At 31.5% G+C, this 12,997-nt stretch carries 13 protein-coding genes; all 13 read right to left on the bottom strand.

What is annotated here, in order from left to right; all coding sequences use genetic code 11:
• Positions 1–6: 6 nt before the first annotated feature.
• Positions 7–456: a hypothetical protein gene (locus E0W73_RS00630; protein ID WP_208730521.1), complete on the bottom strand. Its 450-nt coding sequence runs from the start codon at positions 454–456 to the stop codon at positions 7–9.
• Between the two features lie 45 nt (positions 457–501).
• A complete protein-coding gene (gene tssO, locus E0W73_RS00625) occupies positions 502–1,014 on the bottom strand; it encodes a type VI secretion system TssO (protein ID WP_135220153.1) in 513 nt (170 codons plus the stop codon).
• Positions 1,015–1,034: 20 nt separating this feature from the next.
• A complete protein-coding gene (locus E0W73_RS00620; protein ID WP_135220152.1) occupies positions 1,035–2,204 on the bottom strand; it encodes a hypothetical protein in 1,170 nt (389 codons plus the stop codon).
• Positions 2,205–2,376: 172 nt separating this feature from the next.
• On the bottom strand, positions 2,377–3,546 hold the full coding sequence (locus tag E0W73_RS00615) for a hypothetical protein (RefSeq protein WP_135220151.1): 1,170 nt from the start codon (positions 3,544–3,546) through the stop codon (positions 2,377–2,379).
• A gap of 590 nt (positions 3,547–4,136) precedes the next feature.
• Positions 4,137–4,439 carry a hypothetical protein gene (locus E0W73_RS21705; protein ID WP_317129306.1) on the bottom strand — a complete coding sequence of 101 codons (303 nt, stop codon included), beginning with the start codon at positions 4,437–4,439 and terminating at the stop codon, positions 4,137–4,139.
• A complete protein-coding gene (locus E0W73_RS21700) occupies positions 4,439–4,702 on the bottom strand; it encodes a transposase (protein ID WP_317129305.1) in 264 nt (87 codons plus the stop codon). Before E0W73_RS21700 ends, E0W73_RS21705 begins: the two co-directional genes overlap by 1 nt.
• Positions 4,703–4,801: 99 nt before the next feature.
• Positions 4,802–5,923: a hypothetical protein gene (locus E0W73_RS00605; protein WP_135220150.1), complete on the bottom strand. Its 1,122-nt coding sequence runs from the start codon at positions 5,921–5,923 to the stop codon at positions 4,802–4,804.
• A 12-nt stretch (positions 5,924–5,935) separates the two neighbouring features.
• Complete coding sequence (locus E0W73_RS00600) at positions 5,936–8,755, bottom strand: lysozyme family protein (protein WP_135220149.1); 2,820 nt, start codon at positions 8,753–8,755, stop codon at positions 5,936–5,938.
• Positions 8,756–8,789: 34 nt separating this feature from the next.
• A complete protein-coding gene (locus E0W73_RS00595; RefSeq protein ID WP_135220148.1) occupies positions 8,790–9,287 on the bottom strand; it encodes a DUF4280 domain-containing protein in 498 nt (165 codons plus the stop codon).
• Positions 9,288–9,315: 28 nt separating this feature from the next.
• Positions 9,316–10,401 carry a LysM peptidoglycan-binding domain-containing protein gene (locus E0W73_RS00590; protein WP_135220147.1) on the bottom strand — a complete coding sequence of 362 codons (1,086 nt, stop codon included), beginning with the start codon at positions 10,399–10,401 and terminating at the stop codon, positions 9,316–9,318.
• Between the two features lie 16 nt (positions 10,402–10,417).
• Positions 10,418–11,392: a TssN family type VI secretion system protein gene (locus tag E0W73_RS00585; RefSeq protein ID WP_135220146.1), complete on the bottom strand. Its 975-nt coding sequence runs from the start codon at positions 11,390–11,392 to the stop codon at positions 10,418–10,420.
• A gap of 2 nt (positions 11,393–11,394) precedes the next feature.
• Positions 11,395–12,345 carry a hypothetical protein gene (locus E0W73_RS00580; RefSeq protein WP_135220145.1) on the bottom strand — a complete coding sequence of 317 codons (951 nt, stop codon included), beginning with the start codon at positions 12,343–12,345 and terminating at the stop codon, positions 11,395–11,397.
• Positions 12,323–12,961, bottom strand: coding sequence for a C40 family peptidase (locus E0W73_RS00575; RefSeq protein WP_135220144.1), 639 nt, complete (start codon positions 12,959–12,961; stop codon positions 12,323–12,325). Before E0W73_RS00575 ends, E0W73_RS00580 begins: the two co-directional genes overlap by 23 nt.
• Positions 12,962–12,997 lie beyond the last annotated feature (36 nt).

Here is a 12,997-nt window from a genome sequence, read left to right as displayed (position 1 = left end):
TTTTAATTATTTGTTTTCTTTTAATTCATTTATCAAGGTTCCAAGGCTTTCCAACAAAGCCTTTTTAGCTTCTGGATCTTCTAATGCAGCTTTCAGAATTTTATTAGACTTTAACTGGCGGATGATTTTTTGATATTGATCTTTTTCTGTTTCCAAATCAGATAAAAAACTGCTTTGAGCTGTAATTCCTTTAATGCCAAAATCTCCTAAATTCTTAAATTTCAAAGCTTCTACTTTTGTAGCGCCATCAGCATTTTCGAAATTTACTTTTACTTCTGGCTTAAAATGTTCAAATGCTTTTTCAACATTTGTAATTCCTTCTACCAACTCTGGCTTGATTGGTGCATCTACCGTTAACTTTTGAGCGACAAGGGTTCTGTTTTGTGGTATTGCAATTATTGCTTCATCTGCATCCAGTTTAACTTCATTTCCTCCAATTCCGTAATTCGACAACATAATTTTGATTTTTAATGGTTATTATTCTTTCATTTTAATTGAACTCTATTGATTTTGATAAATCTGACGGCATACATCTAAATCTCTGCTTACTTTCTCTAGCTCTTCTTTGTATGTTTTGGCAGATTGGTTTAAACTGTCTATCAAGTGCGCATTGTGCGTAAGACTTCTAATTTGCTTTTTATAATCGATGATATTCTTGTAGGCCAAAATGATGTTGCTATACAGTTTTTTGTTCTCTGTAGAATCTTTTGGAATTTTCTGATAAATATTAGCCACCATAACATTTGCTAATCTTTGCTGAAAATCATTATCAACTTTTGGCGAATTGATAGAATCAATTGTCATTCTTACACTGTCAATTTTTATTGAAAAATTGGTTTGATAATCATATTCTCTCTTCATCATTTCATTTTCTGCTTTCAATATTTTATTTTCTGCTGTAGGCAGGTATAGGTTGAAGGCTAAGGCTGCAAACATCACTGCAAAAGTGACTAGAAATGCTGTTAGAAAAGCATAGAAAGCTTTTCGGCGTTCATCTTTGTTTAATACTTCCATAATCTATTTACTTCTTATAATTAATCTTTAATGAAAAAACCGTGTCTTTTAGGATTGTGAACAATGTCTTTTTTCTCTGTCTCGGCAACGAATAACTCGATGCTTTCTTTTTTCTTTCCGATGTAGTCCAGTTTGCTTAAAGTTTCAAACAGCTTTTCTATTTTCACTAGAAAATTCATTGTCAATTTTGCTGTTTTATCTATATGAACATGATCATAATTTGTATTGATAAGGGTTGTAAAAAGCACTTCCAGATCGCCTTGGGACAAATCGCACCATTCTGCGAAATAATTTAGAAGTTCTTCTTTTCCTGCTCCGGCTTTAGAATCGATAAAATTCTTCATCACTCTAGCGAAAGAAACCACTGTGCTCAACATTGAAGCCGGATGCTGATGCAACGAAAACCAACGAAACTGCGTTAGACAATTCCCTAAGAAATAACTTGTATTGTCTGATAATTCCATCACGGTTTGGGCCAATACTCCAGTTTGCTGGAATCGATTGATTTTCTGGGAAATTTGCACCGAATAAATCTCAATCTGACCAAATGACCTTGCAATTTCAGCCTGCATGTCGGCTAGTTTGGAGTGACAGCTAACGGTAACTGAAGCCGGTATATAATTTTCATCCAAAATTGTTGTGTCTCCAATTAGAATTTTTCCGATTGCGAGATAAAAACCACCATACCCAACCCCTGAACGAAACTCATCTGCTTTAATTAAATGAAGTTTGTATTCTGGCTGTGTAAACGGATATCTCGGCGGAACCTCATCTGGATCGGGTTCTCCAAACGGAATTCTTTTTTTGGAATTAACCGAAATACAGGCAAGCAGTTCTATCGATTCTCCCTCTTTTATTTCATAAGTATCTTCAGGATACGGGACTTGAAGATCCAATGTATCTGTATTTGCCTTACTTATTTCGATTCTGGAACCATTTGGCGTAATGGCATGACATTCTTCTACCCGTACTCTTAATAGTTTATGATTGTCAATCCCCAAAGTAATCTTGGTCGATTCTTTGCTGTGGTTTCCTGAATCCAGCAAACCATAGCTTATAGGTGTTGTGTGAATTCCAATAGCATCATTTACCAATTCAGAAACGTTGTCCTGCATTGCCAAAAAATGTGTTTTATTGATTTTCATTCCATCTATCCAGTTTACAGGAAAATGATTTAATTTTTCTATCATGATTTATTGCTTATAATTTTATTTAGTTTACTCCATAGCAAAATGCCTCATGTAATTGGATTAAATGAGGTTTTAGATATTTATTAGTGTTGACTAATAATTAGTGTTTATTTGTTTTTGGAATTTTTTGTAGTGGTATTGTATGATAGTTAGTATAAAAACAATTATTTTTTTATTGCTGTCCTCTTAATTTGTTTTCTACTCTAAGTATAGCATTATCATAAACAGTATTTTCTTTTAACTCTTTAGCTAATTTGTAATAGTTTAATGCTCCTTCAAAATCATTATCGTTTTCAAATATTTTAGCAATATTGAAATAAGCACTAGCTTTAGTTGTGTTTACAGAATTTCCAGAAGCGTATGTTATCGCTTTTCGATTGGCATATATGGCTTCTGCTTTAAAACCTTTTTTTATGTACATCAATCCTAAATTTCCGTAAGCCTGTCCAAAAGTTGGATAATATTCTACAGCTTGCTTATAAAAACTTAATGCTAGGTCAATGTCTTTGTTTTGGTAGGCTAAGTCACCTTTTTGGTTTAATTGCAGTGCTTTCTTTTTATCATCATTTGAAACATAAACCTGTTCTTCAGTATTATCATAAGAGCTTTCGATACCTATTTCCTGCTGAGATTTAGAAATTATAGTGTTGATGTCTATAATTTCTCCATTGCCATTGATTTTAAATAAGTTCCAAATATTTCCTTTTTTATTTTTTGGAATGTAATAAGTTTTAACTAGTGACTGTCCCACATACACAAATACTTTTGCATCACTATTTGATAGTTGAAAAGAATTAGGATTTTCTCTGTTCGAAAAATCATGAACAAAATAATGATAGGTTTTTCCAAACTTTTTCTTTTCAATGGTTACCGTTTCTGGCCCATAACTATTTGTATCATCAACATCCAAATTGGCTGAACTTCCTATTTTATTCTGAAAATAAATATGGTTTCCTGGAAAACTTAAATGCGAATCTAGGTCTGCTGGATACCTGCCCCAGTTCAAAACAATTCTCATTCCGTCCAAGTTTTTCATCACCGGACTTAATGCGTATGTCAAATCATTGCAAGGACACTTTACAACCAAGCTCGAGTAGTTTTCTTTTTTAATGATTAACAATGTATTGGAGTCATCTTGAAAACCACCATTAATTACAGCTTTACCTTGACTATTGGTCAACTTTTTGGCTGATGATTCTCCGTTACGCTGAATCATTACCTCGGCATTATTTAATACTTTATCTTTTTCTACTGCTGACAAAACTTGTATAGAAATATTTTGACTCATTACATTTCCTGTAATTGTTAGCGCTAAAAAGGACATTAAAAAATTTATTCTCATTATATAATTATTGTTTGATTTAATACCATAGTAAAATGCCTCACGTAATTGGATTACATAAGTTTTTTGTAATTACCAGCATCGGACTTAGTAATTAACGTTTATCTGTTTTTGGAAATATTTTGGTGGTATTTTGGGCAGAAGTTACAGGAAACAATTTACATAAAATTTCTTACAAATTTTAAGTTTTTTTTATAATTCTTTTTTTTACTACTATATTTATCAACAATTCATAATTCTGGATTTTTTACTTCTAAAAGCCATAGATAGTATTTGTCATCGTATACCAAATCCTCATTTCTTGTAAATACATCTAGCCAGCTTTACTAAAGCAAAATTTATAAAATACAGACCCTTCAGGATTATGAATTTTACAATTTCTACTTATTTTTAATATAATAAACCATTTTTTTTAAACTAGAACTTTATCAGCATAATGCCACTCGAAAGGATTCATGCGGGAGCGGTGATTACTGTATTTCCTCAAATTACAATAGCCATCTTTATCAAAAATTTGATATTTATTTAATTTTCTATGTTTATCACTATCCCCCGCTCCCGCATGAATCCTTTCGTGTGGCACCTTCTGATTAGATATCAAACATTCTAAAAACAATTACATCATCAACTAATCCTTTTTGCCCTGAATAATCTATAGCACTGCTATATACATAATCTTCTGCTTTATAAACTAATCCTTCTTCTACAGGATTGGCATGTATATAATTTATTTTTTGTCGAATAACCCTGTTACTCCATAATTCAATTGGTTTGTTATCATGACGCCAAAATTGATGGTGCTTTACGTTAGAACTTTTTTCAGCTTCTTTTTTAAAGAAATCCAGCAAGAATTCTTTTCTGCTTTCTCTTGGATTTTCCTGGATACTTTTCACTATTGATTGACTTGTAAATATTTTAAATCTCCTATTAGCAACTCAGGATTCTGACCATTTATACTTCTAAAAACCAAATGCACGTGACTTGTCATTATACACCAAGCATGGATTTCCAAACCCTTATTTTTTTGACAGTATCCTAAACTTTCTAAAAATAAATCTTTATACTCATTTCTCGTAAACACGTCAAGCCAACCTACTACAGCAAAGCTTATAAAATACAAGTCTTCAGGATTATGAAATTTATAATTTCTACTCATTTTAACATAATAAACCTTTTAAAACTAAAATTTCACCAGCATAATGCCACACGAAAGGATTCTTGCGGGAGCGGGGGCTCCATAACTTTAATTTACATACTAATAATCACAATTATATAAAATGAAAGTATTAGTAGCTTGATTAAATGGGTTTTGTGAAAACTCTATCTTTTTTGTTTTACTATTATAAAGGCCTTTCCATTCTAAATATATCTTCTTATTGTCTCCTTTTTTTATTACTGCAATTGGCGTATTTGGTTTTATATCAATATTCCAATCAAAGTATTTATACTTAGTATCTATAATTGTTGCTTCCAAATATTCTATAGATTTAGTTTTTATATTATACTCCACTAATATTTTGGCTATATAACCTCCTTTTGAATCTTTCATAAAAAAAATACCTGTATTATTGTCGAATATAATAATTTCTGAATCCCTCATAAAAAAAGTACCTTTGTCATTGTTATATCTAATTTCTTTTGGAAGATTTTCTTTAGCATATCTTGTTATCCATCTTCCTTTAATTGAAAAATTATCTGATAATGATCCTAAATTATTATCTTTTATTTTTATTATCTCTTTTCCATATGAATTACTGCCTTTTATTTTTTTGTAAAAATCTTCATCTAAAGAATTAATAAATTCATAAACTGATTTATTTGAATTCCAATAAACATAAAAAGTAGATTTTTCCGGCAAAACAACCTTAACCACTTCATTATTAAACACCTTATCATTTTCGATATAAGAAAAAATTCCCTCTTCGAATTGATCATAAATAACACTTTTTTCTGATTCATCTGAGTAATGACCAGTTTTGAATACAATAGTAGGCGTAACTCCATCTTTGTAATCATTAAAGATGACTAAAAAGGGAAAAATGTAATTAGGATATTCTTCATTTTTATATCCTTTATATCTTAAAATAATTGCAATATCTTCTTTTCCATTGTGATTAAAATCCCCTCTAGTATAAATTGAACATAAAGAGATATTCACATATTTACCCAACAATTTTAAATCTTTGATTGTTAATAACTCAAAATCAGTATTAGAACCAATGTAACTCTTAATTTCTTGAGGCAAATTGCATTCTGTTTTTATAGTAATTGTTGATACAGTATATATTCTATTATTTAGAATATTGATGTTTCCATTTTGTTTTTTGCAACTAAACAAAGTCAACAATACAATTAAAATTAAAATTCTTTTTATCATTGTTTTTTAAATTTAATTTCCATGAAGATGATCAGCATGATCGGCAGCATGCACAGATCCAGGAATTTTACCATTTGCTGTGTAAAAGGTTGTAAATAATCCACTTTCTTTGAGTATTGCAATAAATCTAGCGTTTAATTTAATTTCCTCATCGCTTAAACTATTAATATCATTAGAACCTGAACCGTCAGATTTTAGAAATCTACAATCAAAAGCATTACCGTTAGAATGAGCTCCTTTAGCAGAGTGTCCTAAATTCTTACTAGGGTTGTACGCACTACAATCACCTAAATATATTTTTTGCTTAGGATATTCTTGAACTAATTTATCAACTGCTTCAGAAAAAGCTTTTGCTTTTTCTGGCAACATCCAATCATCTCCATGTTTACCAACAGATGAACTAGTTCCATCTTTTTGTATATATGAGTAACTATCTTCAATACCACTATTTATGATATTAACATTACCTAATTTAGTAACTTGAACTAACCCAAATTCATTTGTTTCTAAGGTACTTTCATTATTCCCACAATTACATTTAATATTAAAATCTTTTAAAAACCCTTGTTTAATGTGTAGATTACTTTTTCCCGTTAACTCATCTTTTAAAAACTCATTATAGTAATCTAATGTCTCTTGCATTTTTGCCGTCGGTTGCCCCGCTGTTGCTCCAGGAAGACTTACCCATGTTCCACATGATTTTGAAATTGCTTTCCTAATATCATTTTTTTGAAGATCATTTATCACATTTAAATCATCTTTTAATATAGCAACACACAGCTTATCTTGTGATTCTTGCGAAAATCCTTTTGCATTATACTTTTTAGCCAGATCATACTTTTCAATATATTCTTTAGGAATCTTTGTTCGAAAATATCCATCCTTAAATTCTAGTGTATAACCATTTAGATTATCATATTTCCAACTCATAAATTGATAAGCTCCAGCTGCCGATGATCTTATAGTATTTGTGCTATTAGTATTAATTACTCTAGGATGATCATCTGATAAAGTAAAATTGTTCCCTGCTCCACTAAACCACGTTGTATATCCTAATTCGGCGTCTCTTTTCTGTTTAGTTCCTTTTATGTATTCTCCTGTTCCTTCTGCAATCCTTATTACTCTCAAAAATGCTCTTATCTTAGCTTCGCATTCACATTTTTTACCAATCACAAAATACTCCCCATCCTTTTTCAAAAACTCTCCTTCATGTTTTTCAGTGTCGCCTTGGCATTTGGCTTGTAACCAAAGATTTTCAGCTTGTGTTTTATAGAGATCAAAACTAATAGTATCTCTACTTTTATAAATTCCCTCTACTAATGCTTTTTCTACATCTTCCGCAAAAGCTGTTTTTCCAGTTTCTATTTTTGTATTACCTTGTTTTCCTTCCTTTGCATTATTAAGTATTATTGTTGCAAATTGCTTTTTGTTGCCATCATCAATAGTTGTTTTTTCGCTTTTAAATGTATAGTCGTAAGTTCCTTCTTTTTTTCCTTTAAGAAGTTTTTCTTTCCAGGTTTTTAAATCCTCATCTGTTTTTGGACGAAGTTTTACTTTTACTTTTGCTAAACCATTTTCTACAGTTGCTTTTAGTGTTATAAGTTCTGCTCCATCTTCTTTGGCTTCTAAAACGGGTACAGCTGTATTTTCATCTACCAAATAAGTTTCTTTCTCTTGTATGGTAATGGTTACTTCTTTTCCATCCAATAAAAATGTTTTTGCTACGACATATACTTCCTCTTCTAGTGGAGCGCTATTTATCTTTATAAATTTAGCTCCTAGTTTGCACAAATTAAAAGATACAGATCTTCCCTTATCATAAGAATCTTCCGTAAGTGCATTTTTAATATCCTCCAGTCTGGCATATTTTTTTTCTGCTTTTACTTTTGCATCTACTTGGTCTTTAATAATCTTGGCTATCTTATCTTTATTAATGTTAACATTTGGATTTTTAAAAACATATTCATGTTGTCCATCAATTTCTGAAGTTTCCAGCGAAAATTCTTCTTTAGCAAAATAGGCCGTAATAATGCCCTCTTCTTTTAGTTCTTCCTCTTGTGGGGTGTCGTTTATTTTTAAAGGAGTGGTATTAATTGGCGCTTGAAATACGGGTATTGTGATAATACTGTCCTTTTTTATTATATTAAACGAAAGTATTTTGTCGTTTCCATTTGCATCTTTAATATACTTTTCTTTAGTGCCAATTAATTTTACTTTTATATAAAAACCCTCTACTGGTCCAGGCAACCCCGGAAATTCCTTATAAACAGATTTCATTTTAAACGTCGCTATAATTGTCCCATCTATACAATTTGCTTTTTCACTTTCTAAAAGTGCATCGTTTTTACCACCATACAACTCTATTGTTAATGTATTGCCATTTAAACCTTCTGTCTCTAATGTAATAAATAGCTTATCTCCATAATTTATTTCACTGTTATCTGCTGTATTTTCTTTTTTACTCCAAGAGGAAGAAGTTATTTTGTTTTCACATTTACCAAATACATATACCCAAGTGTTTCTTTCACGATCTCCATGTAAACTGGCCTCTAAATAGAAAGCATAAATTCCACATAGCTTTTTAGTAAGGGTAACACCATAAGGCACTCCTGATGGTTTTGTTATTTTGTTAAACGTTTTTCTCTTTTTCTGATCCATCCACAGCCATGTAGTATTTCTTCTTTCTTCCTCAGTAGTTTCATTATACCATTCGCCAACAATAAACTTAGCTTCTTGATCTGGATTTATACAAATTATGTCACCAGAATTGAAATAATCATCTGGTTGTAAACTGTTTGATAACCTCTTAATATTTTTTACCCCTTTTGCCATTTGAATGCTTTTTAGAAAATAACTGTATTATTTTTTAACTGTATATTGTTCCTTCGTCTGTATATGCCCTTTCTAACAGGTTTCTTACATCTACCATTGGATTGATTTGCTTTTGTATTTCAGGCTTGAGACTCTCTAGATTCTGCTTGCTTACTTCTGCTTTTTGTCCATGTTTGTCAATAGTAATACAATCGGTTCCTCCAATTGGGCAAGTGGCTTTGTTATCTTCTAATAGTATTTTTCCGTTATTAGATAATGTCACTTTTTCATAGAAACCGCTCCACTTCGTAATTACGGCCTGACATGGTAAATAATTACCATTTCCAGTGGGTTGCAGTTTACATTTACCAAAGGTGTTTTTCTCTAAGGTCTGCCCAATTTCCTTATCGGTCGCGATGAGTTTTTTTTCTGCCTCTTTATCATTGGCATAATGCTTATTATGCGTTTTTACCTTTAATACATCTGTTTGGGGTTCTACACTAAACTTACATTTTAGGGTCGCGCCTTGTACTACTACATGTTTTCCACTCATGACCTTTACCTTATTTAAATTTTAAAACTTATTTCAACTTAACTATTGCTTTTTTATTTTCTAAAAGCTCAATTGCAATGGTATTTCTTATAGGTTTATTATGCTTAACACAGCTTTCAATATTTAATTTTTCTATCGTATAAGTATCAGAATTTAGAATATAGACCGCATCATAATTCACATTTGATGCATCGTAACCATATAAAATACCGAGGCCCAAATTTGCATAATTCCCCTTTTGCTCTACTTTTATAGAATCGGAGTCATCTACAAAAGGAGCTATTTTTTGCTGTACATTAAAAATAGCTTCGTCCTCTTTTTCTATTGGAAATGAAACTTCTCCTGTGAATGAATAATCAGCTGTATGACTTACATAAATACCATTGAAAAAAGCTCTTAAAAAATAATCTGAACGCAGAGAATCAAATAAAGTATCTGAACTCTTCAATGCATACTCTGTCTCCTCAATATAAGCTTCTGTGAATTCGCCATAATAATAGTCCAGTTTCTTATTTTTTGTCTCTCCCCAGCGTGCATCAATTTCATCATAATTATAAAGAGCTATCCATTTACCAAATTCATCAACAACCACTTTTAACGGATACAAAACTTCGGCTGTTTGTCCAGCTAATCCGCTAATCAATGTATCTGTCAATTTGCCGTTTACATAAATATTTGGCGACCTGTTGATTTGAAAAAGATGATACTTATTTCGATCTGTAGCCAGCCATTTTACGGATACGTTCATTTCTATAACATCCATTTCATCTTCAACTTCATAAGTATATTTTACTTTGTAACTTCCGTTTGTTTGTTCAGGTAAAAAAGGCAATCTAAAATTGCTTGCCAAATTGACTTTTTTGTTCTTTTTCTTTATTCCATCATTTGTATTAATATCACTATTTTCAGGAGCCAGAATCAGAAACTCTAAATGGCTTTTAAAATCACCCTCAATCAAATCCGGAATTTCACAGTACATATTATGATATCTCCTAAGCTCTTGTACATCTACACCAAGTTTATGAGCGACACTTTCGAGTGTATCCCCTTTCTTGATTTTATAGGTACGAAACTTGTCGTATGACGACTCTTCGGGTTGATTTCTGTAATACATACTTTCTCAAAAAAAATTAAACTTCTGTCTCTTTTTCCTTTGTTTGAGTTTTAGGCTTAGGCTCAAACATAAATTCTGAATCTTTTCCTTCTCTTTTTTTTGCCGAATCCAATTCTTTAACCTTCTGTCTTTTACAAATAATAACTGAATTTTCGGTAATACCATTCATACTCAAGGTGTAATTAGCATCTATATATTTAGCCGTTTCATACCATTTTGGCTGTAAAAAAAATACCCAGTTGCAATTTTTTCCATCTTGCTTTAAATCAATTTTACTATCGGCATTATGCTCGTTGTATCCCGTAACAGTATGATAAAATAATACGCCGAAATCTATCCTTACAGGACCTTTTGATCGTATTGAAGTATATTTTGCATCACTTTCTTTTTTCTGGATTAATAATGTAACCAACAACAAATCCTTCATCTGAACATTTTCAATCTCTGGAAATGGATCTTTCCTTTCGGGTATTTTCCATGTAACATATTCTTTTGGCGGTATCTGCATCATATACTCAAAAACAATATAAATTCCAGTAGGAGCAAAAAACAATATGAAATGAGAACACATTACAAAAGTCATCTCAATTCCGTTTAAGGCAGTATAAATAAGAGCAAACAATACACTGGAGTAAAGTACCACCAAAACAGCAAAGAGAACTTCTACCACAACACTTCTGGAATTAAACTCTTTAAAATGCCAGCGATACAGCCAGACATGCAATATTCCGAACAATAGAGTGGCTATTTGGTAAAACACAAACTCATCTGAAAGTTCATTGAATAATTTGTTAAAACCCAAGAAAGCCACTAATGCATAAACGAGTGCGAAAGAAAAAACATAGATATAAAACTGTTTTTTGTATTGAGTAGAAAACTCTTTTACTTTGTCACTAAACAGCAACGTAAGTATGCTGCAAAGCGCTATAACGACAACCAAAAAAACGATGAGTTTTACATCGATAAGTGCTAACAAATGCTTTTTTACCATTTCTAAATTCTTGTTGTATACCCTAATAAAGGCTGTTTATTAAAATTAAATTCCTCTGTTTCTTCATTTATGATTAGAATCGTTTTTGGCTCTACTTCCATCGGGAAAAAATGTTCGTAAAAACAATCTATAAATCTCTTGATTGATCCATCATGTATATAATGCTCGAGAGAATTATTCCTTAACGGACCTATTTCAACCGTTAGATTCAGCGAGTAATCTGTGTATTTATTTCCACAGATAAAATCGATTCCTAATCTGTTTTCTCCTAAATTAATCTGTTCATTTTCTTCATTATATTCTTTAGATGTTGTTGTTTTATACGCTACTTTTTCTTCTATAATGCTAGCTAGACAGCGGCATGACAAATCAATATCTCCCACAATCTTATAGGCATACGGCAGAAGCTGAATAAATTTTGCAACTAGAACTGCTGGGTAATTTTTTGACAAACCCCAAAAATCATAGAAAAAATCAAGCGGTTTACTTCCATTTAACTTATATAAAAAGCTTCTCTCGATACTTTCAATTTTGGTTCGATAATGAAAAACTTCATTTTCGAACGGATTAAAGAAGTTTCGCGCATCATTTTCTTGTTTTTTCTGATGTTTATGCTCTTTAATCATCTGCCGAACAGACTTATCAGCATTATTTTCGCTTAAGCTATGTACAAATCCTTCGGGAAGTGCGTCGTACATACTATCTCTTGAAAGGAGCAACGTTACATAATCGTGTCTTATGTAATTATCATCCTGAATTACTGCTCCTAAAACATCCCTTCTAAATGCGCGCGAAAACTGGCCTTGATTGGAAACCGTAATTTCATCTACATCAATCTCATGATTTTCAACAAGTTCATTAACTATAATTTCTGCTCGAATATCATAGGGAATACTTTCTATTTCTTGAACCAGATTTTCGAGGCTTTTTTTATTTTTTCTTTGTGTCTTCATTTATACGGCCTGCACCTATGTAACGTAATTGAAAATATTCATCATTAAAATTATATATCCCTAGACCTTTGTCTGTACAGGCTAAAATTCTGTCATTATGCAGATATAAAGCCACATCTGAAATAGGATGATCTTTGTCGTACCTAAAAAAAACCAAATCTCCTTCGGCCAAAAACGTGCGTCCTGTGAAAATCTGAATCGATTTGGATTTCCACATTCCAGCTGGGTCTTTCGGAAGTGTTACTTTATAAACATCGCTATATAAGGATTGCAGAAAATAAGAGCAATCAATTCCTTTTTTAGAAAAACTCTTTTCCTTATAAGGAGTGTTGATCCAGGAATCAAAATAAGAATAGAGTTTATAATTTGTTATTTTATTGGGCATAACAGCAAGCACAATTGAGTATTTTTCCTTGAGATACAAGACCTCGTCACTTAGGTTTTCAGAATTATCATTTACAATAGTTTTATTTTTTAAACCTTTTTCTTCCATTTCTGCTTCCTTTTTAAGCAGCTCTAATGAGTAATTGTACTTAAAAGGAATTTGTGAAATGTATTTTTTTCCACTACATCCTATGCATATAGCAACAAGCAACAGAATAAATAACTGCTTCATTTTATAGTATTAATGTTTAGAAAATTGTATGTAAGA

This window comes from Flavobacterium foetidum (assembly GCF_004634245.1).
Taxonomy (GTDB): domain Bacteria; phylum Bacteroidota; class Bacteroidia; order Flavobacteriales; family Flavobacteriaceae; genus Flavobacterium; species Flavobacterium foetidum.
This window is presented reverse-complemented; position numbering and strand designations above follow the sequence as displayed.